General features: G+C 61.6%; 19 protein-coding genes. 8 read left to right on the forward strand and 11 right to left on the reverse strand.

All coding sequences use genetic code 11. The annotated features are described in order from the left end of the window. Positions 1-60: 60 nt before the first annotated feature. The 9 genes from ACP7C6_RS16085 to bioB all read right to left on the reverse strand — a co-directional run bounded on the left by ACP7C6_RS16085 (position 61) and on the right by bioB (position 10,448). Positions 61-1,830 (reverse strand): acyl-CoA dehydrogenase C-terminal domain-containing protein, encoded by a 1,770-nt coding sequence (locus ACP7C6_RS16085; RefSeq protein WP_426108982.1) that lies wholly within the window; start codon positions 1,828-1,830, stop codon positions 61-63. 90 nt (positions 1,831-1,920) lie between these two features. Next, a complete protein-coding gene (locus ACP7C6_RS16090) occupies positions 1,921-3,210 on the reverse strand; it encodes a GGDEF domain-containing protein (protein WP_068936293.1) in 1,290 nt (429 codons plus the stop codon). 307 nt (positions 3,211-3,517) lie between these two features. Then, on the reverse strand, positions 3,518-5,323 hold the full coding sequence (locus tag ACP7C6_RS16095) for a phenylacyl-CoA dehydrogenase (protein ID WP_016977848.1): 1,806 nt from the start codon (positions 5,321-5,323) through the stop codon (positions 3,518-3,520). A gap of 290 nt (positions 5,324-5,613) precedes the next feature. Next, positions 5,614-5,895 carry a hypothetical protein gene (locus ACP7C6_RS16100; RefSeq protein WP_016977847.1) on the reverse strand — a complete coding sequence of 94 codons (282 nt, stop codon included), beginning with the start codon at positions 5,893-5,895 and terminating at the stop codon, positions 5,614-5,616. A 106-nt stretch (positions 5,896-6,001) separates the two neighbouring features. Next, positions 6,002-6,682, reverse strand: coding sequence for a dethiobiotin synthase (gene bioD, locus ACP7C6_RS16105; protein WP_068936292.1), 681 nt, complete (start codon positions 6,680-6,682; stop codon positions 6,002-6,004). After that, on the reverse strand, positions 6,679-7,491 hold the full coding sequence (gene bioC, locus ACP7C6_RS16110) for a malonyl-ACP O-methyltransferase BioC (RefSeq protein ID WP_028618191.1): 813 nt from the start codon (positions 7,489-7,491) through the stop codon (positions 6,679-6,681). Before bioC ends, bioD begins: the two co-directional genes overlap by 4 nt. Beyond that, positions 7,484-8,215, reverse strand: a complete 732-nt coding sequence (locus ACP7C6_RS16115) for an alpha/beta fold hydrolase (protein WP_028618192.1) — start codon at positions 8,213-8,215, stop codon at positions 7,484-7,486. Before ACP7C6_RS16115 ends, bioC begins: the two co-directional genes overlap by 8 nt. Next, the gene (gene bioF / locus ACP7C6_RS16120) at positions 8,208-9,389 is read right to left on the reverse strand and encodes an 8-amino-7-oxononanoate synthase (RefSeq protein WP_426108983.1); all 1,182 of its coding nucleotides are present in this window, start codon (positions 9,387-9,389) and stop codon (positions 8,208-8,210) included. The genes ACP7C6_RS16115 and bioF overlap by 8 nt, the downstream gene beginning before the upstream one ends. A 3-nt stretch (positions 9,390-9,392) precedes the next feature. Continuing rightward, entirely contained in the window at positions 9,393-10,448 is a 1,056-nt protein-coding gene (gene bioB / locus ACP7C6_RS16125; protein ID WP_236318479.1) for a biotin synthase BioB, read from the reverse strand. 92 nt (positions 10,449-10,540) lie between these two features. On the opposite strand from bioB, the gene ACP7C6_RS16130 reads away from it, so the two are divergent. From ACP7C6_RS16130 to rarD, 5 genes are all read left to right on the forward strand, one after another. Continuing rightward, positions 10,541-11,278, forward strand: coding sequence for a ComF family protein (locus ACP7C6_RS16130; RefSeq protein WP_426108984.1), 738 nt, complete (start codon positions 10,541-10,543; stop codon positions 11,276-11,278). A 58-nt stretch (positions 11,279-11,336) separates the two neighbouring features. After that, positions 11,337-12,101 carry a TOBE domain-containing protein gene (locus ACP7C6_RS16135; protein WP_426108985.1) on the forward strand — a complete coding sequence of 255 codons (765 nt, stop codon included), beginning with the start codon at positions 11,337-11,339 and terminating at the stop codon, positions 12,099-12,101. Between the two features lie 78 nt (positions 12,102-12,179). Continuing rightward, positions 12,180-14,078: a PhoX family protein gene (locus ACP7C6_RS16140; protein ID WP_426108986.1), complete on the forward strand. Its 1,899-nt coding sequence runs from the start codon at positions 12,180-12,182 to the stop codon at positions 14,076-14,078. 165 nt (positions 14,079-14,243) lie between these two features. Beyond that, positions 14,244-15,218 (forward strand): serine/threonine protein kinase, encoded by a 975-nt coding sequence (locus ACP7C6_RS16145; protein WP_010207031.1) that lies wholly within the window; start codon positions 14,244-14,246, stop codon positions 15,216-15,218. Between the two features lie 171 nt (positions 15,219-15,389). After that, entirely contained in the window at positions 15,390-16,274 is an 885-nt protein-coding gene (gene rarD / locus ACP7C6_RS16150; protein ID WP_426108987.1) for an EamA family transporter RarD, read from the forward strand. A 223-nt stretch (positions 16,275-16,497) separates the two neighbouring features. Here the strand turns inward: rarD and ACP7C6_RS16155 are convergent, their stop codons facing one another. Then, complete coding sequence (locus tag ACP7C6_RS16155) at positions 16,498-17,010, reverse strand: glycine cleavage system protein R (RefSeq protein ID WP_236318476.1); 513 nt, start codon at positions 17,008-17,010, stop codon at positions 16,498-16,500. Between the two features lie 266 nt (positions 17,011-17,276). On the opposite strand from ACP7C6_RS16155, the gene ACP7C6_RS16160 reads away from it, so the two are divergent. Continuing rightward, complete coding sequence (locus tag ACP7C6_RS16160) at positions 17,277-19,454, forward strand: malate synthase G (RefSeq protein WP_305383167.1); 2,178 nt, start codon at positions 17,277-17,279, stop codon at positions 19,452-19,454. A 50-nt stretch (positions 19,455-19,504) separates the two neighbouring features. Here ACP7C6_RS16160 and ACP7C6_RS16165 read toward each other — a convergent pair whose 3' ends face one another. Next, the gene (locus tag ACP7C6_RS16165) at positions 19,505-19,951 is read right to left on the reverse strand and encodes a response regulator (protein ID WP_426108988.1); all 447 of its coding nucleotides are present in this window, start codon (positions 19,949-19,951) and stop codon (positions 19,505-19,507) included. A 246-nt stretch (positions 19,952-20,197) separates the two neighbouring features. Between ACP7C6_RS16165 and ACP7C6_RS16170 the strand changes: the two genes are divergently transcribed. Continuing rightward, positions 20,198-22,120, forward strand: coding sequence for a putative nucleotidyltransferase substrate binding domain-containing protein (locus ACP7C6_RS16170; RefSeq protein ID WP_032864437.1), 1,923 nt, complete (start codon positions 20,198-20,200; stop codon positions 22,118-22,120). Continuing rightward, a complete protein-coding gene (locus ACP7C6_RS16175) occupies positions 22,117-22,824 on the forward strand; it encodes a 3'-5' exonuclease (protein ID WP_028618203.1) in 708 nt (235 codons plus the stop codon). The genes ACP7C6_RS16170 and ACP7C6_RS16175 overlap by 4 nt, the downstream gene beginning before the upstream one ends. Positions 22,825-22,942: the final 118 nt, after the last annotated feature.

Raw genomic sequence — 22,942 nt, forward strand, 5'->3', positions numbered from 1 at the left:
ACCCGAACAACTTTTCAGACACATAGGGTCCACTTGTGACTGATCGGTATTTTTAAGTCACTACAGCGCAAATGCCTCCGCAGGCAGACTCATCAGGCATTCGCTGCCCGCTTCCACCGCAGCACGGTGGGTGGCGGTACGTGGTAGCAGGCGCTTGAAATAGAAGTCGCAGGTCGCGAGCTTGGCCTTGAAGAAATCCGAGTCCGGTTGCTCAAGGGCAGCCATCGCCATACGCAGCCACAGGTAGGCAAGGATCACGTAGCCGCTGTACATCAAGTAATCCACGGCCGCCGCACCGACTTCATCGGGGTTCTTCATCGCGGCCATGCCGACTTTAGTGGTCAGTTCGCCCCACTCTCCGTTCAGCTGGCTGAGCTGCGCCACATAGGCCTTGAGCTGCGGGTGCTCGGCATTAGCCGCGCAGAACTTATGCACGATCTTGGTAAACCCACGCAGCAACTTGCCCTGGCTGCCCAGCACCTTGCGCCCCAGCAGGTCGAGGGCCTGAATGCCGTTGGTGCCTTCATAGATCGGCGCAATCCGTGCGTCGCGGGCCAGTTGTTCCATGCCCCATTCGCGGATGTAGCCGTGGCCGCCGAAGATCTGCATGCCGTGGTTGGTCACCTCAAGGCCGGTGTCGGTCATGAAGGCTTTGCAGATGGGGGTGAGGAACGCCAGCAGGTCTTCGGCGTCCTGACGTTGGGTGGCGTCGCCGCTCAGGTGCGCGGTGTCGAGCAACTGTGCGGTGAAGTAGGTCAGTGCGCGGTTGCCTTCGTTGAAGGCCTTCATGGTCAGCAGCATGCGGCGCACGTCGGGGTGCACGATGATCGGGTCGGCGGCTTTATCTGGAGCCTTGGCACCGGTCAACGAGCGCATCTGCAGGCGGTCGTTGGCGTATTTGATGGCGCCCTGGAAGCTCGCTTCGCCATTGCACAAGCCCTGCATACCGGTGCCCAGGCGCGCGTGATTCATCATGGTGAACATGCAGTTGAGGCCTTTGTTCGCCTCACCGATCAGAAAACCCTTGGCGCCATCGAAGTTCAACACGCAGGTGGCAGAGCCCTTGATGCCCATCTTGTGTTCGATGGAGCCGCAGTGCACCGCGTTACGCTCGCCCGAATCCGCATGGAACTTGGGCACGATAAACAGCGAGATACCCTTGGTGCCCGCCGGTGCGTCCGGCAGTTTGGCCAGCACCAGGTGGATAATGTTGGCGCTCATGTCGTGCTCGCCGGCCGAGATGAAGATCTTGCTGCCGGTGACCGCATAGCTGCCATCCGCCTGGGGCACGGCGCGGGTCTTGATCAGGCCCAGGTCGGTGCCGCAATGGGCTTCGGTGAGGCACATGGTGCCGGTCCATTCGCCGGCGGTGAGTTTGGTGAGGAACGTGTCTTTCTGCTCGGCGGTGCCGTGGGCGTGGATCGCCGACATCGCGCCGTGGGTCAGCCCTGGGTACATGCCCCAGGACGTGTTGCTGGAGCCGATCATCTCGCTGAGCACCAGGCCCAGCGACGACGGCAGGCCCTGGCCGCCGTAGGCCGGGTCTGCCGCCACGCCGTGCCAGCCGCCTTCCACGTACTGGGCGAAGGCTTCCTTGAAACCCTTGGGCGTAGTGACCACGCCGTTGTCAAAATGACAGCCTTCTTCGTCGCCGCTACGGTTGAGCGGTGCGAGGACGTTTTCGCAGAATTTGGCGCCTTCCTCGAGAATCGCGCTGACCATGTCCGGGCTGGCATCGGTGGCGCCCAAGGCGGCGTAATGGCCGTGGAAATCAAATACGTTGTCGATCAGAAAACGCATGTCGCGAAGGGGAGCTTTGTAGTCAGGCATGGCAATGTCTCCGTCAGCAGATGGCTTCAACCTACTGCCGGGCATTGCCTCGGACAATCACTGTAGCGCTGCTGAATACAGCGCCATTACTCAACCGGCAGCGCTCTCCATGCGCACCGCGCCACGTCGGGTTTGCCCGGCCGCGACCACGCAGTTACGCCCGGCGCCTTTGGCGGCATACAGCGCCTGATCGGCGGATTTGAGCACTTCTTCCGGCGTGCGCTGCTCAGCCTGGCGCTCGGCCACGCCGATGCTGATCGTCACTGAGACACTCGAAGCGCCACTGCCCGCTCGGCGCTGACGGCCCTGATGATCGTCCTGAGGACGGTCCGAATTGCGCAGCTTGATATCGTAATCCGCAATGATCTCGCGGATTTCCTCCAGGTGCGGCAAGCACTCTTCGACCGTCTTGCCGGCAAACACCACGGCGAATTCTTCACCACCGTAGCGATAAGCCCGCCCGCCGCCGTTGACCTTGGACAGCTTGCTCGCCACCAGTCGCAGCACCTGGTCACCGACATCATGACCGTGGGTGTCGTTGAAGCGCTTGAAGTGGTCAACGTCGCTCATCGCCAGCACGTAATTGCGCCCCAGCCGCTGCATGCGCTCGTTCAGTGCGCGGCGCCCAGGCAAGCCGGTGAGTTCATCGCGGAAGGCCATTTGATAAGCCTCGTGGGCCACGCCGGCAGCAATCATCAGCATCACCTGGCTGCACATGATGTTCAGGGTGAACGGCAAGATGAAGGTCTGCGGCAACATCCAGAATAGGCCCAGCAGGCCCACCAGTTGCGCCGCGTGCAGCGGGCGCGGCTGGTACCAGTATTGTGCCGCCAGGGTCAGGAAACCGATCAGGAACATCGGATACGACAACTGGATCAGGCTCATCCAACTGCCATGCAGCGCCGGCCAGCGAATCTCCGCCAACCAGTTCAGCACGGCTTGGGGATAACTCTGCTCCAGCGCCAGCGCCACGCTGCCCACCGCTAACAGTACCGCGCCACGGGCGACGAAATCGCGGAACAGGTGGGTCTTCTCTTGCCACAGGGCATAGATGCTGAACAACAACGGCAACAGCAAGCAGCACAGGTGAAACACCACGGCCGCGTCTTCGCGCACGCGGCCGTTGTCGCGATAGAAATCGGTCTGGGTATCCAGCAGAAAGTAGGCGATGTACACCGTGATCATCAGGAACAGTTCGCGCTGACGGCGATACACCGCGCAATACGAACCGCCGAGCAACAGCACCAGGGTCGGCAACACATTGAACAGCGACGTGAAGAAGACGTTGAGGTCCTTGACGTACGCAGCCGAGAGCCCGGCCAGCAAGAGCAGCAACGAAGGTAAAAAGTGACTGAAACGTACAGCGGACACGCGCGACAAGGGTAAAACTCCGACCCGCAAAAAGATGATGGCACTGTGCCTTTATGCCGACAGTTAAGCACAACCTGGCACGCATGTATCACATTGCCATCACTGTAACGGCAGCCAGCGGTAATCCCTGAGTTTTTTGTTGCAACGCTTTCTATAGGAGCGGGCTTGCCCGCGAAGGTCGTCAACGATGACGGGGGTCGCCTAAATAAACGCGGTGCCTGTGGTTTCTTCGCGAGCAAGCTCGCTCCTACAAAGAAACGAAAAAGCCGCCGCTCCCGTGAAGGAGCGACGGCTCTTGAAGTGAACCCGGTAAGGCTTAGTAAGCCAGGCCGAAGTCTTCTTCTTTCATGTCCATCAGGTTGTTTGCGCCCGACAGCATGGTGGCTTTATGGGCCAGGGTACGCGGCAGGATGCGCTGGAAGTAGAAGCGCGCAGTCTGCAGCTTGGCGGTGTAGAACGCCTCTTCGGTGGTGCCGGCAGCCAGTTTTTCGGCAGCCAGGCGCGCCATGTCGGCCCAGAAGTAAGCCAGGCACGCGTAACCGGAGTACATCAGGTAGTCCACCGAGGCGGCACCCACTTCTTCGCGGTCTTTCATCGCGGCCATGCCGACCTTCATGGTCAACTCGCCCCACTCTTTGTTCAGCGCAGCCAGCGGAGCAACGAACTCTTTGACGGCTTCGTTACCTTCGTTGGCCTGGCAGAACTTGTGCACGATCTTGGTGAAGCCCTTGAGCGCTTCGCCTTGGGTCATCAGCACTTTACGGCCCAGCAGGTCGAGGGCCTGGATACCGGTGGTGCCTTCGTACAGCATCGAAATGCGGCTGTCGCGAACGTTCTGCTCCATGCCCCACTCGGCGATGAAGCCGTGGCCGCCGTAGATCTGCACACCGTGGTTGGCAGACTCGAAGCCGACTTCGGTCATGAACGCCTTGGCGATCGGAGTCATGAAGGCCAGCAGGCCGTCGGCCTGTTTCTTGGCTTCGTCGTCGGTGCCGTATTTGACGATGTCCACTTGCTTGGCGGTGAAGTACACCATCGCACGGTTGCCTTCGGCGAAGGCTTTCATGGTCAGCAGCATGCGGCGCACGTCAGGGTGCACGATGATCGGGTCGGCGGCTTTGTCAGGTGCTTTCGGGCCGGTCAGGGAGCGCATTTGCAGGCGATCGCGAGCGTACTTCAGGCCGCCCTGGAAGCCGATCTCGGCGTGGGACAGACCTTGCAGCGCGGTGCCCAGGCGAGCGGTGTTCATAAAGGTGAACATGCAGTTCAGGCCTTTGTTCGCCGGGCCGATCAGGAAACCGGTCGCCGCGTCGAAGTTCATCACGCAGGTGGCGTTGCCGTGGATGCCCATCTTGTGTTCCAGGGAACCACAGGTCACGGCGTTGCGCGCGCCGATCGAACCGTCGGCGTTCGGCAGGAACTTCGGCACGATGAACAGCGAGATACCTTTGGTGCCAGCCGGTGCGTCCGGCAGGCGGGCCAATACGATGTGGACGATATTGTCGGCCATGTCGTGTTCACCGGCCGAGATGAAGATCTTGGTGCCGGAGACTTTGTAGGAACCGTCAGCCTGAGGCTCGGCCTTGGTGCGCAGCATGCCCAGGTCGGTGCCGCAGTGTGGCTCGGTCAGGCACATGGTGCCGGTCCATTCGCCCGACACCAGTTTGGTCAGGTAAGCCTCTTGCTGCTCGGGAGTACCGTGCTCGGAGATGGTGTTCATCGCACCGTGGGACAGGCCCGGGTACATGCCCCACGACCAGTTGGCGGCGCCGACCATTTCACTGACTGCCAGACCCAGGGATTCCGGCAGGCCTTGGCCGCCGTGCTCCACGTCGTGGGCCAGGCTTGGCCAGCCGCCTTCGACGAATTGTTTGTAGGCTTCTTTGAAACCGGTTGGGGTTTTAACGCCCGACTCACTCCAGGTGCAGCCTTCGATGTCACCCACGCGGTTCAGCGGTGCCAGCACTTGCTCACAAAACTTGGCGCCCTCTTCAAGGATGGCGTCAACCATGTCCGGGGTAGCGTCCTGGCAAGCCGGCAGGCTCTGATAGTGCGCTTCATAGCCAAGCAGTTCGTCACGAACGAAGCGAATATCACGCAAGGGGGCCTTGTAGTCAGGCATAGCGATAAACCTCTGCTGATGTATCTGGAATGAACAACCGCGTGGAATTGTTGTGGCGGTCAAACAGGTGTTTGAAACATACGTTTACCACTTGGGGATGTCAAGCGTCGTCCGGATGCCGTTTGTCATGGCGTGAATCAAAGGCGCGCACGGCGACGCCTGCGGCGGGTTGCCACAGTGAGATTAGGAGAAATGGAAAACTTTGTAGGAGCCGGCTTGCCGGCGATCGCGGTGAGTCTGGCGCACCGCGTTGCAAGGATCGCCGGCAAGCCGGCTCCTACAGCGGGGGGTTAAGCGTAGGTGTCGATCAGGGTGCCGAGCATTTCATCCGAAGCTTTGGCGACTTTGGCGCCGAGCTCCACCTGGAACTTGCCTTGGGCCATTTCGACCATGTTGCTGGCCGAGTTGGACGGCTGGGCGCGGTCGTTGGCTTGCAGTCGGTCGCTTTGCGCATCCGAGGGCTGGGTCGTCGCGGCGCTGGCAATTTTACCGGCGGCCTGGTCGACACGGTTCTGCCCGGTCTGAATGCTGCTCAGGCCCGAGTAAAACGCGCTGCTTCCAGAGATTTCCATGGCGTAAGCCTGCCTTTAGAGAATCGTGAACCGTGATTGAAGCAGAGTCGCTCGCAAAATGCCCGTCAAAAACACTAATGGCATAATGCCTTAGCGATAGCCAAAATCAGTCAAGCAGGTCCAGTTGCAAGTACTCCGCGACGGCGCCAGCCCCCGCCTGCTTGAGTTTCGGCACGCGGCCCAGGCACGGTGCAGGCAGCCGCTCGGCCAGGGTTGCGAGGTTTTCTTCCAGACGAGAGGTCTTGGGATCGATGATATTCGCCACCCACCCGGCCAGCTGCAAACCGTCACGGGCGATGGCTTCGGCGGTGAGCAAGGCATGGCTGATGCACCCCAGGCGCACGCCCACCACCAGGATCACCGGCAGCTTGAGCGCCATGGCCAAATCCGACAGGTTCGCCTGATCAGCCAGTGGCACCCGCCACCCGCCCGCGCCCTCGATCAAGGTGAAATCCGCTTCTCGCGCCAGAATCTGCTGCATGGGTTTGAGCAAGGCTTGCACAGTCAGCGATACGCCCGCCTCCCGCGCCGCCAGATGCGGCGCGATGGCCGGCTCGAACGCCACCGGATTGACCTCGGCGTACGTCAGGGGCAACGAGCATTCGGCCAGCAACGCCAGTGCATCAGCGTTGCGCAAGCCTTTGGGCGTGACCTGGCAGCCGGAAGCCACGGGTTTGCCGGCGGCGGTGCTTCTGCCAGCTTGCCGGGCTGCGTGCAACAGACCGGCGGCGACGGTGGTCTTGCCGACATCGGTGTCGGTGCCGGTGATGAAGTAGGCGGCGGTCATAGAGGTTTCTCCAGTACGGCATACACCACTTGGTAAGTCGCCGGCAGACCTTGGGCCTGACGGAACCGCTCATACGCCTGCACCAGTGCAACAATCCGCGCACGCCCCGTCAACCCTCCCGGCCGGCCGGGGTTGAGGTTGTGTGCGCCCAAGGCCTTCAATTCATGGGTGAGGCTGCGCACGTCCGGGTAATGCAGCACATGGGGGCGGCGCTCCAGGCTCACCACCCGCAGGCCGCTGGCCGCGCACAGTTGTTGATAAGCCTCGAACGTACGGAAGCGGTTGACGTGAACCAGGCCATCCGCCGCGCGCCAGCTTTCGCGCAGTTCTTCCAGGGTGCCCACGCACAGGCTGGCGAAAGCCAGCACGCCGCCTGGTTGCAACACGCGAGAGGCCTCGCTGAGCACGGCTTCGAAGTTCGCGCACCACTGCACCGCGAGGGAGGAGAAAATCAGCTCCAAGCTGTCAGTTTTAAGCGGCAAGCGTTCGGCGTCGCCGGCGATGAAGTGCTGGGCACCACCCAGCGGGCGGGCGTGGTTGAGCATGCCTTCGGCAATATCCAGCGCGATACCCTGGCTGGCTGGCAGCCGCTCGCTCAGCACGCGGCTGAAATAACCGGTGCCGCAGCCCAGGTCCAGCCAGCGTTGCGGCGCAATGTCGGCCGGCATGCGCGCGAGCAATTGGCTGCCCACCGACCGCTGCAACTCGGCAACGCTGTCGTAACTGGCGGCTGCACGCGAAAACGATGCCGCTACTTGGCGTTTATCGGGCAACGCGCCTGGCAGCGGGGCGTGGGATAAATCATTCATCGACGCACTCATGCAAAAAGGCCTGGATGGCCCCCGCGACGCCGTGGGGGTCTTCCAGGAGAAAAGCGTGGCCGGCCTGTTCAATCAGGCCGATTTCAACATCGGGCAGCAACGCCAGCAAGTCGCTGGCGGCTTCGGCGGGCACCAATCCGTCCAGCCCGGCGAACAGGTGTAACTGCGGGCCGCGATACGCCAGCAAGGCTTCGCGGGTGTCGAGTTGAGCGAGCAGTTCGAGACCAGGCATCAGCACACTGGAAGGCGTATTCGGCGCGCCACTGACCAGCAAGCGCGACAATCCGCGTGGGTCTTCGGCGCCTTTGGCGCACAGCAGACCGAAGCGCTTGAGGGTAACTTGGGAGTCGGCGTGGCAACCGGCGAGAAACGCATCGAAGGTCTCGGCGGGCATCGCACTCGGCCAACCATCATGGGCGACAAAGCACGGATTGCTCGCCAGGGTCAGCAAGCCGCAGCAGCGCTCACCACGCCGCGCCGCCAATTCCGAAGCAAGCATGCCGCCCAAGGACCAGCCACCCAGCCAGGCGTTGTCCGGCAGCGTGGCGTCGAGTTCGTCGAGCCATTCCTCCAGATCGCTGGAATCCATCGCGGGCAAAGGCTCGATCTGCACCTGCAGGTGTTCGTCCAAACCTTGCAATGCAGCGGCCAACGGCTCCAGCGGCGATACACCAAGGCCCCAGCCGGGCAGCAATATCAGTCGATCACGCATGGTCGGGCTCCGTGGCACCTAACAAGCGGAAACACTCTTCCAATGCGTTTAACAATAGCTGTACCTGCGCCGCGCTGTGGGCCGCCGTCAAGGTCACGCGCAAACGGGCGCTGCCGGCCGGCACGGTGGGTGGGCGGATCGCCGTCACCATCAAGCCGCGCTCGCGCAGCATCTGCGACAGGCGCATGGCCTTGGCGCTGTCGCCGATCAGGATCGGCTGGATCGGCGTGAAGCTGTCCATCAGGTCCAGCCCAAGCTGCTCGGCGCCGTGGCGGAACTGGCGGATCAAAAGGTTGAGGTGCTCGCGCCGCCAATGCTCGGTGCGCAGCAGCTCCAGGCTTTTCAAGGTGGCGCAGGCCAGGGCCGGCGGTTGGCTGGTGGTGTAGATGTAAGGGCGCGCGAACTGGATCAGGCTTTCGATCAGCTCTTCACTGCCCGCCACAAAAGCGCCGGCTGTGCCGAACGCCTTGCCAAGGGTGCCAACCAGTACCGGCACGTCCTCCTGGCTCAGGCCGAAGTGCTCGACGATACCGCCGCCGTTGGCACCCAATGGGCCGAAGCCATGGGCATCATCCACCATCAACCACGCGCCCTTGGCCTTGGTTTCACGGGCCAGCGCGGGTAGGTCGGCCAGGTCACCGTCCATGCTGAACACGCCATCGGTGACCACCAGGGTATTGCCGGTGGCTTTCTCCAGGCGCTTGGCCAGGCTTGCGGCGTCGTTATGCAAGTAGCGATTGAAACGCGCCCCCGACAGCAGGCCCGCATCCAGCAACGAGGCATGGTTGAGTCGGTCTTCCAGCACCGTATCGCCCTGCCCCACCAACGCCGTGACCGCACCGAGGTTGGCCATGTAGCCGGTGGTAAACAGCAACGCACGCGGACGACCGGTGAGGGCGGCCAACGCTTCTTCCAACTCATGGTGCGGCGTCGCATGCCCGACCACCAGGTGCGAAGCACCGCCGCCCACGCCCCAGCGGGACGCACCGGCGCGCCAGGCTTCGATCACTTGCGGGTGATTGGCCAGGCCCAGGTAATCGTTATTGCAGAACGCCAGCAACGGCTGGCCGTCCACCACCACTTCCGGGCCTTGGGGGCTGTCGAGCAGCGGGCGCTGGCGATAAAGGTGTTCGGCACGGCGGGCAGCGAGGCGCGCGGCGAGATCGAAAGACATCCCTCACACCACAGCGTTATAGAACTGCTCGCTGCTCTTCTGCTCCACCAGCGCCTGCTCGATCGCCGCCTGATGCACTTCATCCGCGTGTTCTTCACGGGCTTCCGGCAGGATGCCCAGGCGTGAGAACAGTTGCATGTCCTTGTCAGCCTGTGGGTTGGCGGTGGTCAGCAGTTTGTCGCCGTAGAAGATCGAGTTGGCGCCGGCGAAGAACGCCAGGGCCTGCATCTGCTCGTTCATCGCTTCACGACCGGCCGACAGCCGCACATGGGACTTCGGCATCAGGATGCGCGCCACGGCGAGCATGCGGATGAAGTCGAACGGATCAATGTCTTCGGCGTTTTCCAGCGGCGTACCGGCCACCTTCACCAGCATGTTGATCGGCACCGACTCCGGATGCTCCGGAAGGTTGGCCAGTTGGATCAGCAAGTTGGCGCGGTCATCGAGGGACTCGCCCATGCCGAGGATGCCACCGGAGCAGATCTTCATCCCCGAATCCCGCACGTAGGCCAGGGTTTGCAGGCGTTCGCTGTAGGTACGGGTGGTGATGATGCTGCCGTAGAACTCCGGCGAGGTATCGAGGTTGTGGTTGTAGTAGTCCAGGCCGGCCTGGGCCAGGGCTTCGGTCTGGTCCTGATCGAGGCGGCCGAGGGTCATGCAGGTTTCCAGGCCCATGGCCTTCACGCCTTTGACCATCTGCAGCACATAGGGCATGTCTTTGGCCGACGGGTGCTTCCAGGCGGCGCCCATGCAGAAGCGGGTCGAGCCGATGGCTTTGGCGCGGGCAGCCTCTTCGAGGACCTTCTGCACTTCCATCAGCTTCTCTTTTTCCAGGCCAGTGTTGTAGTGGCCAGACTGCGGACAATATTTGCAATCTTCCGGGCAGGCGCCGGTCTTGATCGAGAGCAGCGTCGACACTTGTACACGGTTGGCGTCGAAATGCGCGCGGTGCACGGTCTGCGCCTGGAACAGCAGGTCATTGAACGGCTGCACGAACAGCGCTTTGACTTCGGCGAGAGACCAATCGTGACGCAAGGTGGCGGTGGTACTGGCGCTCATGGGCGATTCCTTGATTATGCTTTGGCAAGCGCTGCGGGAAGGGCAATACCCACAGGCACGACACGGATGCTCGGCATATTTAAGGAAGATTCATGCACTGTCAACCAGACTACAAACACCAGGTTTACATCTGGTCAAAAAACACTCAAATCTGTTTACTCTGCGATGAGGCAACGGAATCAGCCGACTCTGTATGCAACGTCTGCGAAACCGAGCTGCCGTGGCTGATAGAACACTGCAACCTGTGCGCCCTGCCCCTGCCGATGGAGGGCTTGATCTGCGGCCAATGCCAGAAACATCCGCCGGCCTTTAAACAGGTGATCGCGCCCTGGACCTACAGCTTTCCGATCGACAGCCTGATCAGCCGCTTCAAGCACCAAGCGCGCTGGCCTCTGGGGCAGATGCTGGCGCGGCTGTTGACCCAGCACCTGCAACATCGCTTCGACAACACCGGACTCACTCGCCCCGACTGCCTGCTGCCGGTGCCAATGGCCCGCAAGCGCCTGCGGGAACGCGGCTATAACCAGGCGTTGATGCTGGCGCGATGGCTCAGCAGCGATTTGAACATCCCCTACGATGAACACCTGTTGTTACGTCCTCATGAAACCGTCGCCCAACAGGCCCTCGATGCCAAGACCCGCCAACGCAACCTGCTCGGCGCCTTCGCCCTGGCGCCCGACGCCAAGGTGCAAGGCCGACACTTCGCACTGGTGGACGACGTGCTCACCACCGGCGCCACCGCCCACAGCCTGGCGCGGTTGTTGATGAACGCCGGGGCACGACAGGTCGATGTGTACTGCCTGGCCCGAACGCCCAAACCAGGCGGCTGACTTGACTCCGTCCCACCTTGGCCGCAACGTTCGGTCCATCACATCGAAGCGTATCCGCATGTCTCTGCCAACGTCCCTCAGCCAACACATCATCCGCCGACCCCAGCGCATTGCCTTGCTGGCGCATATCGCCGAGCAGGGCTCCATCACCCGCGCGGCAAAAAGTGCCGGCTTGAGTTACAAGGCGGCGTGGGATGCCATCGACGAGTTGAACAACCTGGCGCAAAAACCGCTGGTGGAACGCAGCGTCGGCGGCAAGGGCGGCGGCGGCGCCAAGTTGACGGCGGAAGGTGAGCGCGTGCTGCGTCTTTACCAACGCCTGCAAGTACTGCAGGCCGAAGTGCTGGGCTCGGACGAAGCCGCCAGCGATTTCAACCTGCTCGGCCGCCTGATGCTGCGCACCAGCGCGCGTAATCAACTGCATGGTCAGGTCGTTGCCATCGAGCAGCATGGCCGCAATGATCTGATCCGCCTGCAACTGGCCGGCGGGCTGACTCTGTCTGCACAGATTACCCATGACAGCACGCAGCGACTGGAGCTGGAAACTGGCGTGGAAGTAGTCGCACTGATCAAGGCCGGCTGGCTTGAATTGCTGGCACCCGAGGATCCCGTAACAACTGGACACAATTGTATGGGCGGCATCGTCGACGCCATTCTCGATGCTGAGGACGGGCCCAGCGAGGTGCGCGTCACCCTGCCCAATGGCCAGGTTTTGTGCGCCCTGGCGCAGCCCGCCACGCTCAAGGCGCTGCGCGTGACGGAAGGCAAAGCGATCCAGGTGCAATTTGCGCCGAGCAATGTGCTGCTCGGCACACCGGTGTAAACGGCCCGCCATTTAAACTGCAACAATTTCGTCACGCCCGCTCCTTATGGTGTCTGCAAAAACCGCAGGGAGCCTGAGATGAGCCTATTAGAAGAAAACCAAGCCACCGACCTTGAGCAGATGGTCGGCCTCACCCGCCGCCGTTTCATCGGCGCCGGTGCCCTGTGTGGCGCCGCGATGTTCCTGGGTGGCAACCTGCTGACCCGCAGCGCCCTCGCCGTCAACGCCGCCAGCGCCAGCCCGTTGCTGGGGTTCACCAGCATCGCCGCCGCCACCAGCGACGCCATTACTTTGCCGCCGGGCTATAGCGCTTCGGTGCTGATCAGCTGGGGCCAGCCGTTGAGCAAGAGCGCGCCGGCCTTCGACCCGTCCGGTAACGGCACGGCCAAGGCCCAGGAACAGCAGTTCGGCGACAACAATGACGGCATGAGCCTGTTTGCCTTCCCCGGCGACGAGAATCGCGCGCTGATGGCGATCAACAACGAATACACCAACTACCGCTACCTCTTCGCCCACGGCGGCGCGCCGCAATCGGCCGAAGACGTGCACAAGGCCCAGGCCAGCGAAGGCGTGTCGGTCATCGAAGTGCGGCGCAAGGGCGACACCTGGCAGTTCGTGCAGGACTCGCGCTACAACCGCCGCATCCACGGCAACTCGCCGATCCGCCTCAGCGGCCCTGCCGCCGGCCACGACTGGCTCAAAACCAGCGCCGACCAATCCGGCAGAAAAGCGCTGGGCACCTTCCAGAACTGCGCCAACGGCAAGACGCCGTGGGGCACTTATCTGACGTGTGAAGAGAACTTCACCGACTGCTTCGGCAGCAGCAACCCACAACAAACCTTCGACGCCGGGCAGAAACGCTATGGCGTAGTCGCCGCCAGCAAAGATATCAACTGGCACCAGCACGACCCGCGCTTCGACATCGCCAAGAACCCCAACGAACTCAACCGCCACGGCTGGGTCGTGGAAATCGACCCGTTCGACCCGCAATCCACCCCGGCCAAGCGTACCGCCCTGGGTCGCTTCAAGCATGAAAACGCTGCCCTGGCGGAAACCCGCGACGGCCGCGCCGTGGTGTACATGGGCGACGATGAGCGCGGCGAGTTCATCTACAAGTTCGTCAGCCGCGACAAGATCAACCACAAGAATCCCAAGGCCAATAAAGACCTGCTCGACCACGGCACCTTGTATGTGGCGATCTTCGACGCGGGCGACGGCAACGCCGACCACCCCAAGGGCAAGGGCCAATGGGTCGAGCTGACCCACGGCAAAAATGGCATCGACGCCAGCACCGGCTTCGCCAACCAGGCCGAAGTGCTGATCCACGCGCGCCTGGCGGCCAGCGTGGTGAAAGCCACGCGCATGGACCGCCCGGAATGGATCGTCGTCAGCCCCACCGACGGCCAGGTCTATTGCACCCTGACCAACAACGCCAAGCGCGGTGAAGACGGCCAACCAGTCGGGGGCCCGAACCCTCGTGAGAAAAACGTCTACGGTCAGATCCTGCGCTGGAAGGCAGATGCCGATAACCACGGCAGTATGGAATTCACTTGGGACCTGTTTGTGGTGGCCGGCAACCCAGGCGTTCACGCCGGAACACCGAAGGGCGGGTCGTCGAATATCAACCCGCAGAACATGTTCAACAGCCCCGATGGCCTGGGGTTCGACAAGGCCGGGCGCTTGTGGATCCTCACCGACGGGGACTACAGCAACGCGGGTGACTTCGCCGGCATGGGCAACAACCAGATGCTCTGCGCCGACCCTTCCACCGGAGAAATCCGCCGCTTCATGGTAGGACCGGTGGCCTGTGAAGTGACGGGTATCAGCTTCTCGCCGGATCAGAAGACGCTGTTTGTGGGGATCCAGCACCCAGGCGAAACCGGTGGGTCGACCTGGCCGGAGCATCTGCCGAATGGCAAGCCGCGGTCGTCGGTGATGGCGATTCGGCGGGATGATGGCGGTATCGTCGGCGCCTGATAGACCACAGTCCCTGTAGGAGCGGGCTTGCCCGCGAAAAACGTCAACGATAACGCGCAAAGCCTGACGCCCCGAGCCTCGCTCAGGTTTTTCGCGAGCAAGCTCGCTCCTACAGGGTTACCATACCCGGCCGGACGCGGCGCCCTGCTGCGCGCAGGAGTTCGCATGGCCCACCCGTTTGAAACACTCACGCCCGACCTGGTGCTCGACGCTGTCGAAAGCATCGGTTTCCTCAGCGATGCTCGCGTTCTGGCGCTCAACAGCTACGAAAACCGCGTTTATCAAGTGGGCATCGAAGACTCGGAACCGCTGATCGCCAAGTTCTATCGGCCGCAGCGTTGGACCAACGAGGCGATTCTCGAAGAACACCGCTTCACCTTCGAACTGGCCGAATGCGAAGTGCCGGTGGTCGCGCCACTGATCCACAACGGCGAAAGCCTGTTCGAGCACGCCGGTTTCCGCTTCACCTTGTTCCCCCGCCGTGGCGGCCGTGCGCCGGAGCCGGGCAATCTCGATCAACTTTATCGCCTTGGGCAATTGCTCGGCCGTTTGCATGCGGTGGGCTCCACCCGCCCGTTCGAACACCGCGAAGCCTTGGGCGTGAAGAACTTCGGCCACGACTCCCTCACCACGTTGCTGGAAGGCAATTTCATCCCCAAGAGTCTGCTGCCGGCCTACGAGTCCGTGGCACGCGACCTGCTCAAGCGTGTGGAAGAGGTGTACAAAGCCACGCCGCACAAAAACATCCGCATGCACGGCGATTGCCACCCCGGCAACATGATGTGCCGTGACGAGATGTTCCACATCGTCGACCTGGATGACTGCCGCATGGGCCCGGCGGTGCAGGACCTGTGGATGATGCTCGCCGGCGATCGTCAGGAATGCCTGGGGCAACTGTCAGAATTGATGGACGGCTACCAGGAATTCCATGACTTCGACCCGCGTGAACTGGCACTGATCGAACCCCTGCGCGCCTTGCGCCTGATGCACTACAGCGCCTGGCTGGCACGGCGCTGGGACGACCCGGCGTTCCCCCACAGCTTCCCGTGGTTTGGCAGCGAGCGTTATTGGGGCGATCAGGTGTTGGCGTTGCGTGAGCAACTCTCGGCCCTGAACGAAGAACCCCTGAAACTCTTCTGACAGCTTCTCTGTGGGAGCCGGGCTTGCCCGCGATGCATGCGCCTCGGTTTTGCAGGAGTACCGAGGTGATGCTATCGCGGGCAAGCCCGGCTCCCACAGAAAGCAGATCCCATTGCCTGAGAAATATCCTTACAATCGCGCTTTGTTAGCTGCCTAAGCAAGGATTCTGCAATGCAAGCCGCCAACCCTCGCAAGGGGTACATCCTGGGCCTGAGCGCCTACGTCATCTGGGGTCTGTTCCCGCTCTACTTCAAAGCCATCGCCAGCGTACCCGCCGCCGAGATCATCGTGCACCGCGTGTTGTGGTCGGCGCTGTTCGGCGGTTTGCTGTTGATGGTATGGAAGCATCCCGGCTGGTTCCGCGAGTTGCGCGACAACCCCAAGCGCCTTGCGATCCTGGCCCTCAGCGGGTCGTTGATTGCGGGTAACTGGCTGACGTATGTGTGGTCGGTGAATACCGGGCGCATGCTGGAGGCGAGCCTGGGTTACTACATCAACCCGTTGGTGAACGTGGTGCTGGGCATGCTGATCCTGGGTGAGCGCCTGCGCCGCTTGCAGTGGGTCGCCGTCGGGCTGGCAGCGGTGGGTGTGGCGCAACAGGTCTGGCAGGTCGGCAGCTTGCCGTGGGTGTCGCTGGTGCTGGCGTTGACCTTTGGTTTCTACGGGCTGATCCGCAAGCAGGCGCCGGTCAAGGCGCTGCCGGGGCTGGTGGTGGAAACCTGGATGCTGGTGCCGATTGCAATTGCCTGGCTGCTGTTCAACCCAACCGCCCATAGCGCGCAAATGGCGTTCTGGAGTACGTCCGAGGCCTGGTGGCTGGTGGCGGCCGGCCCGGTGACGCTGATCCCGCTGGTGTGTTTCAACGCCGCCGCACGGCATTTGCCCTACACCGCATTGGGCTTTTTGCAGTACGTCGCACCGACCCTGGTGTTGCTGGAAGCCGTGCTGCTGTTCGGCGAACACCTGGCACCGGTCACCCTGACCGCCTTCGCCTTCATCTGGGCGGGCCTGGTGGTGTACAGCGTGGATATCTGGCTCAGCGCGCGCAAACGCTGATCAAATAACGTACAAACCTCTGCAAGCCACAGCGGGCGTGGCTTGCAGGCATCCACCCCAAGGTTATCCACAACCTGATCCCCGCCATTTGTGCACAAGCTTTTGAAATTGCTCGTTTTTTGCTCAGATGCCAGAGAAGCCCGGCCGGCGTGGCCTGGCGCCGGGTCTCTACAGGTTATCCACAGGCCCATGCAAGATTTCCATGCATAACCCTGTGGGCGGTTTATTCCTCGTTGTGCAGTTCCACCATCAGGTCATCCGCCAGGGTTTCCAGGGATTGCTGTAAGTCGTCCAAGGATAAGGTCGCCGGAACCTGCAACACGGCCTCGGCGGTAAACAGCGGGTCTCCGCTCATAGGCGCCGGGCGCACGTCCGTGCTCAAGCTCCCCAGGTTTACGCCCTGCTTGCTCAACAGCGCGGTGATTTCTCGCACGATGCCCGAACGGTCATTGCCCACCAGCGTCATCACAATCGATTTGGATGCCAGTGCCTGGCCGCTGCTGCCCTCACCCACCAGCACGCGTATGCCGTGTGTGGATAAATCTTCCAGCGCCCCCACCAATGCCTGACGGTTCTCCGCCGGCACGCTGACCCGCAGGATCCCGGCAAACTGCCCGGCCATGTGCGCCATGCGGCTTTCCAGCCAGTTGCCACCGTGGGTGGCGATGTTCTGCGCGATGCGTTCAACCAGGCCGGGTTTGTCGGCAGCGATAATTGTGAGTACAAGATGGTCCATGGCAACGCCCTCTGGAATTCAATCTACAAGGTGGACCCGAAGGCCCTCGATAACAAATCGTGTACCGTTTTTATATTTATCTGGAACAATCCAATAGTTTTTTGAGAACATCCGGTTCTCCGCTGTGACCGTACGACCAAAGTGGGTCGCTAAACGACGTATTTAGTCTAATTTTCACAACCGCAAGTCATCATGTAGTATGCGCAACCTGGCACTACATAATGAAAATCTAAAAAGCGCTTAAGCTGTGCAGAGTGAGGCAAGCAATGACTGAACACGTTCAAGTCGGTGGCCTGCAGGTCGCCAAAGTCCTGTTCGACTTCGTGAACAACGAAGCCATTCCCGGCACCGGCATCACTGCCGACCAGTTCTGGGCCGGTGCCGACAAGGTCATCCACGACCTGGCACCGAAGAACAAAGCCCTACTCGCCAAACGCGACGATTTCCAAGCGCGGATCGATACCTGGCACCAGACCCACGCAGGCCAGGCACACGACCCGGTGGCTTACAAAGCCTTCCTACAAGACATCGGATACCTGCTGCCAGAAGCCGCAGACTTCCAGGCCACGACCCAAAACGTCGATGACGAAATCGCCCGCATGGCAGGCCCGCAGTTGGTGGTGCCGGTGATGAACGCCCGCTTCGCCCTCAACGCCTCGAACGCGCGGTGGGGCTCGCTGTACGACGCGCTGTATGGCACCGACGCCATCAGCGAGGCCGACGGCGCCGAAAAGGGCCAGGGCTACAACAAGGTACGTGGCGACAAGGTGATTGCCTTTGCCCGTGCCTTCCTCGATGAAGCCGCACCGCTCAGCGCCGGCAGCCACGTCGATTCGACCGGCTACAAGATCGTTGATGGCACGCTGATCGTCAGCCTCAAGGGCGGCAGCAACAGCGGCCTGCGCGACGACGCACAGTTGATCGGTTTCCAGGGCCCTGCGGCTGAGCCGATTGCGATCCTGCTGAAACACAATGGCCTGCACTTCGAAATCCAGATCGACGCCAGCACCCCGGTCGGCCAGACCGACGCCGCCGGCGTCAAAGACGTGCTGATGGAAGCCGCGCTGACCACCATCATGGACTGCGAAGACTCCGTCGCCGCCGTCGATGCCGACGACAAAGTGGTGATCTACCGCAACTGGCTCGGCCTGATGAAGGGCGACCTGGCCGAAGAAGTGTCTAAGGGCGGCAAGACCTTCACCCGCACCATGAACGCCGACCGCGTTTATACCGGTGTGGATGGCCAGGACGTGACGCTGCACGGTCGTTCGCTGCTGTTCGTGCGCAACGTGGGTCACCTGATGACCATCGATGCGATCCTCGACAAAGACGGCAACGAAGTGCCGGAAGGCATCCTCGACGGCCTGGTCACCAGCCTCGCCGCCACACACAGCCTCAACGGCAATAACAGCCGCAAGAACAGTCGCACCGGTTCCGTGTACATCGTTAAGCCGAAGATGCACGGCCCGGAAGAAGCCGCGTTCACCAACGAGCTGTTCGGCCGCATCGAAGACGTGCTGAACCTGCCGCGCAACACACTGAAAGTCGGGATCATGGACGAGGAACGCCGCACCACGGTCAATCTCAAGGCATGCATCAAGGCCGCCAGCGAGCGCGTGGTGTTTATCAACACCGGCTTCCTTGACCGTACCGGCGACGAGATCCACACCTCCATGGAAGCCGGCGCGATGGTGCGCAAGGCGGCGATGAAGGCAGAAAAATGGATCGGCGCCTACGAAAACTGGAACGTCGATATCGGTTTGAGCACTGGCCTGCAAGGTCGTGCGCAGATCGGTAAAGGCATGTGGGCCATGCCCGACCTGATGGCGGCGATGCTCGAACAGAAAATCGCCCACCCACTGGCCGGCGCCAACACCGCCTGGGTGCCGTCGCCAACCGCCGCCGCGCTGCACGCGTTGCATTACCACAAGGTCGACGTATTCGCCCGCCAGGCCGAACTGGCCAAGCGTGAGCGTGCGTCGGTGGACGACATCCTGACCATTCCTCTGGCCAGCAATACCGATTGGTCCGACGAAGAGATCCGCAACGAGCTGGACAACAACGCTCAGGGCATCCTGGGTTATGTGGTCCGTTGGATCGACCAGGGCGTCGGTTGTTCGAAAGTGCCGGACATCAATGACGTCGGCCTGATGGAAGACCGCGCCACCCTGCGTATCTCCAGCCAGCACATCGCCAACTGGCTGCGCCACGGCGTTGTCACTCAGGATCAGGTGATGGAAAGCCTCAAGCGCATGGCCCCGGTGGTGGACCGCCAGAACGCCGGGGACAAGCTGTACCGCCCGCTGGCCCCGGATTTCGACAGCAACATCGCGTTCCAAGCAGCGGTGGAGTTGGTGATTGAAGGGACCAAGCAACCTAACGGGTATACCGAGCCGGTGTTGCATCGTCGGCGTCGGGAGTTCAAGGCTAAGAACGGGCTGTAAATAAAAAAGCCCTGATCACACGATCAGGGCTTTTTTTATGCACCGGAGTTTTACTGCGACATCCCCAACTCCCTCTTCACCAGCTTCGCCAACTTCACGCTATCAATGGGCTTGAGCAAGAAGTCCACCACACTCAAATGCATGGCATCAATCACGTCCGGCGCCTCGGCATCCCCCGACATGATGATGATCGGCAGCGCCGCACGCGTAGATTCACGCACTTGTCGGATCAGCTCCAGGCCGTTGCTGGGCGCCATGCGCAGGTCGGTGATCAGCAAACCGATGGAGCTGCTCGACTTCAACAAATCCCACGCCGCCTCACCACTGTCGGCGGTCATGCAGCGAATACCGTCCAGCCCCAGGATTTCCGCCAGCAGTTCGCGCGCATCCTTGTCGTCGTCAACAATCAACACGCGTTGTGGCGGTAAATCAGGCTCCAGCATCACGGCGCTCAGCGCCTCGCGCTCGGCATCACTCAAAATATCGTGGTCGGACATACGGTTCTCAGCAGTTCTCATCAATCTCCCAGCACACTCGTCAGACATCTGCGGAAGGGCGTTCAATGTGCACTTCGTCGGAAAGTTTGCCTAGTGGGCGTTCTACGGGTTTTGGACGATATTCATGTAAGGTTTTTCCCTAGGTTTGTACCCTTTGTATCGACCTAGACTTACGTCCAATGGGCACCCGCTGCACAGGAGTCGACCATGGGGGACGATAACGACAAAAAATCTGCGGTCATTGTTATGAGTAAAGCTGATGCCTTCGCCCAGGCGGGGAAAACTGCTGTATTGCAAAATATCCACGGCACCCTGCAATTCCTGCAACGCTTCCCGCCGTTCAACCAGATGGAAAACGCCCACTTGGCGTTTTTGGTGGAGCAGTGCCAGTTACGCTTCTATGGCCCCGGCGACAGCATCCTCAAACCCTCGGGCGGGCCGGTCGAGCACTTTTATATCGTCAAGCAGGGCCGGGTCGTCGGTGAGCGGCCGGACAGCGCCGAAACCACCTTCGAAATCACCACCGGCGAGTGCTTTCCCCTGGCCGCGTTGCTGGGCGAACGGGCGACCCGCACCGAGCACAAGGCCGCCGAAGACACCTTCTGCCTGCAACTGAACAAACCGGCGTTCATCAAGCTGTTCGCACTCTCCAGCCCGTTTCGCGATTTTGCCCTGCGAGGCGTCAGCAGCCTGTTGGACCAGGTGAATCAGCAGGTGCAGCAAAAAGCGGTGGAAACCCTCGGCACTCAATACTCCCTGAACACGCGGCTCGGCGAGTTGGCCATGCGCCATCCTGTCACGTGCAGCCCCGCCACGCCGCTGCGCGAAGCCGTCACGTTGATGCATGAGCAGCAGGTTGGCAGCATCGTGATCGTGGATGAACACAAGGCGCCCCTTGGGATTTTCACCCTGCGCGACCTGCGCCAAGTGGTGGCCGATGGCACCAGCGATTTCAACCAGGGCATCGAAGGGCATATGACCCAGGCGCCCTTCTTCCTGACGCCGGACCACAGCGCTTTCGACGCGGCAATCGCCATGACCGAGCGGCATATCGCCCACGTCTGCCTGGTCAAGGACCAGCGTCTGTGCGGCGTGGTGTCCGAGCGCGATCTGTTTTCCCTGCAACGCGTGGACCTGGTGCACCTGGCGCGCACCATCCGCAATGCGCCGAGGGTGGACAACCTGGTGGCGATTCGCGGCGAGATCGGCCAGTTGGTGGAGCGCATGCTGGCCCATGGTGCCTCGTCCACCCAGATCACCCACATCATTACGCTGCTCAATGATCACACCGTGTGCCGGGTGATCGAACTGACCCTGGCCGAAAAAGGCGACCCCGGCGTGCCGTTCAGTTGGTTGTGCTTTGGCAGCGAAGGCCGCCGCGAGCAGACGCTGTACACCGACCAGGACAACGGCATCCTGTTTGACGCCAAGGACGCGGCCGAAGCGGCGGCGATCCGAGGCCGGTTGTTGCCGCTGGCGCAACAGATCAATCAAAGTCTGGCGCTATGTGGGTTCAGCCTGTGCAAAGGCAACATCATGGCCGGCAACCCAGAGTTGTGCCTATCGCGGGCGGAATGGGCGCGGCGGTTTGCAGCGTTTATCCGCGAGGCGACGCCAGAGAATCTGCTCGGCTCCAGCATCTATTTCGATCTGCGTGTGGTGTGGGGCGATGAGCGTGGCTGCGAGCAATTGCGCCAAGGCATTCTCGACCAAGTGGCGGACAACCGGTTGTTCCAGCGCATGCTGGCCGAAAACGCGTTGCGCCAGCGGCCACCCGTAGGACGCTTCCGCGAATTTGTACTCACGCGTAAAGGTGGCGAAAAAGCCACGCTCGACCTCAAGGTGCAGGGCCTGACCCCCTTTGTCGACGGCGCGCGCCTGTTGGCCCTGGCCAATGGTATTCACGCCAACAACACCTTGGAGCGCCTGCGCCAGTTGGTGGTCAAGGAGGTGATTGAACCGCTGGACGGCGCTGCGTATGAAGAGGCCTACCACTTTATCCAGCAGACCCGTATGCAACAGCACCAACTGCAAACCCGCGAGAACCAGCCGTACTCCAACCGTGTCGATCCTGACAGCCTCAACCACCTGGACCGGCGCATCCTGCGTGAATCCCTGCGCCAGGCCCAACGCCTGCAAAGCAGCCTGACATTGCGGTACCAGCTGTGAGCTTGTTCAACTGGCTGCGCAAGAAAAAGCCGGGGCTCGACAGCGCGCAACAACAGCGCCTGGCGCAGCTGCGCAAACCCACGCCGCTGGGCGAAGACACCCTGCGCAGCCAGCGCTGGGTGGTGGTGGACCTGGAAACCAGCGGCCTCAACCTCAACCGTGACCAGGTGCTGTCCATCGGCGCGGTGGTGATCGAGGATGGCGCGGTGGATTTCTCGCAACTGTTCGAACGCACCTTGCAACGGGCTGAAACCAAACTCAGCCCCAGTGTGTTGATCCACGGCCTCGGCCCCAGTGCGATTGCCGCCGGCAGCGATCCGGTCGACGCGTTACTGGACTTCATGGACTTTGTAGGCGACAGCCCATTGCTCGCCTTCCATGCGCCATTCGATCAACACATGCTGTGTCGGGCGCTCAAGGACAGCCTGGGTTATCGCCTGGCCCATCCGTTTCTTGATGTTGCAGACATCGCCCCTCTGCTGTGCCCGGATGCGCATATCCGTGAAGCCGGGTTGGACGATTGGATCAACCACTTCCATCTGCACGTAGGCGAGCGCCATCACGCCAGCGCCGATGCCCTGGCCACGGCGGAGCTGATGCTGATCCTGTTCAGCCGCGCGCGCCAGCAACACATCGACACGCCACAGGCGCTGCAAGAGCGTTTGAGCCAATGGAAAAGGCGTCTGCGCGCGCCCTCTTTCTAACGCCTCAGAACCCTGTGGTGACCGGCCTTGTTGTGGTGAGCGGGCTTGCCCCGCGCCGGGCTGCGAAGCGGCCCCTATAAGACCACCGCATTTTTCCAGAGAGAACGCGGCGTCTGGT

This window comes from Pseudomonas sp. TWR1-1-4 (assembly GCF_049897165.1).
Classification (GTDB): Bacteria; Pseudomonadota; Gammaproteobacteria; order Pseudomonadales; family Pseudomonadaceae; genus Aquipseudomonas; species Aquipseudomonas canadensis.

Excerpts from the sequence above, each read along its gene's own strand:
- ACP7C6_RS16085 (WP_426108982.1), bottom strand. The coding sequence starts at position 1,830 with ATGCCTGACTACAAAGCTCCCCTTCGCGACATGCGTTTTCTGATCGAC.
- ACP7C6_RS16130 (WP_426108984.1), top strand. The coding sequence starts at position 10,541 with ATGCACTGTCAACCAGACTACAAACACCAGGTTTACATCTGGTCAAAA.
- ACP7C6_RS16170 (WP_032864437.1), top strand. The coding sequence starts at position 20,198 with ATGAGTAAAGCTGATGCCTTCGCCCAGGCGGGGAAAACTGCTGTATTG.
- ACP7C6_RS16165 (WP_426108988.1), bottom strand. The coding sequence starts at position 19,951 with ATGTCCGACCACGATATTTTGAGTGATGCCGAGCGCGAGGCGCTGAGC.
- ACP7C6_RS16135 (WP_426108985.1), top strand. The coding sequence starts at position 11,337 with ATGTCTCTGCCAACGTCCCTCAGCCAACACATCATCCGCCGACCCCAG.
- ACP7C6_RS16095 (WP_016977848.1), bottom strand. The coding sequence starts at position 5,323 with ATGCCTGACTACAAGGCCCCCTTGCGTGATATTCGCTTCGTTCGTGAC.
- bioD (WP_068936292.1), bottom strand. The coding sequence starts at position 6,682 with ATGACCGCCGCCTACTTCATCACCGGCACCGACACCGATGTCGGCAAG.
- ACP7C6_RS16100 (WP_016977847.1), bottom strand. The coding sequence starts at position 5,895 with ATGGAAATCTCTGGAAGCAGCGCGTTTTACTCGGGCCTGAGCAGCATT.
- bioC (WP_028618191.1), bottom strand. The coding sequence starts at position 7,491 with ATGAATGATTTATCCCACGCCCCGCTGCCAGGCGCGTTGCCCGATAAA.
- bioB (WP_236318479.1), bottom strand. The coding sequence starts at position 10,448 with ATGAGCGCCAGTACCACCGCCACCTTGCGTCACGATTGGTCTCTCGCC.
- bioF (WP_426108983.1), bottom strand. The coding sequence starts at position 9,389 with ATGTCTTTCGATCTCGCCGCGCGCCTCGCTGCCCGCCGTGCCGAACAC.
- ACP7C6_RS16140 (WP_426108986.1), top strand. The coding sequence starts at position 12,180 with ATGAGCCTATTAGAAGAAAACCAAGCCACCGACCTTGAGCAGATGGTC.
- ACP7C6_RS16115 (WP_028618192.1), bottom strand. The coding sequence starts at position 8,215 with ATGCGTGATCGACTGATATTGCTGCCCGGCTGGGGCCTTGGTGTATCG.
- ACP7C6_RS16155 (WP_236318476.1), bottom strand. The coding sequence starts at position 17,010 with ATGGACCATCTTGTACTCACAATTATCGCTGCCGACAAACCCGGCCTG.
- ACP7C6_RS16160 (WP_305383167.1), top strand. The coding sequence starts at position 17,277 with ATGACTGAACACGTTCAAGTCGGTGGCCTGCAGGTCGCCAAAGTCCTG.
- rarD (WP_426108987.1), top strand. The coding sequence starts at position 15,390 with ATGCAAGCCGCCAACCCTCGCAAGGGGTACATCCTGGGCCTGAGCGCC.
- ACP7C6_RS16145 (WP_010207031.1), top strand. The coding sequence starts at position 14,244 with ATGGCCCACCCGTTTGAAACACTCACGCCCGACCTGGTGCTCGACGCT.